The sequence below is a fragment of the Salifodinibacter halophilus genome, assembly GCA_012999515.1.
In the GTDB taxonomy this organism is placed as follows: Bacteria; Pseudomonadota; Gammaproteobacteria; order Nevskiales; family Salinisphaeraceae; genus Salifodinibacter; species Salifodinibacter halophilus.
Map to the genome: position 1 here is coordinate 1 of JABEEB010000201.1, position 277 is coordinate 277.

Below are 277 nucleotides of genomic sequence, written 5' to 3' on the forward strand. Positions count from 1 at the left end.
CCGCAAGAACAGCGCCACCGTGGCCGGCGCGGTCGCCGGCGCGGTCGCCGGCAACGCCATCCAGAACCGGGTCGGCGCGCCGAGCTACAACGTCTACGTGCGCATGGACGACGGCCGCACCCAGGTCGTCACCCAGAAGAACCTCGACGGCATCCGCGAGAACACCTATGTGCGCGTGGCTAACGGCCGCGTCTACATCCGCTGAGCGCGCGGCGCCCGCGGGCGCGATGAAACAATGTAACGAGAAAAAACGGCCCGCATCACGGGCCGTTTTTTT

At 67.1% G+C, this 277-nt stretch carries 1 protein-coding gene; it reads left to right on the forward strand.

The features are described 5' to 3' along the window. On the forward strand, positions 1 to 205 hold a 205-nt coding region (locus HKX41_11320), incomplete at its 5' end, for a peptidoglycan-associated outer membrane lipoprotein precursor (protein NNC24721.1). Positions 206 to 277 lie beyond the last annotated feature (72 nt).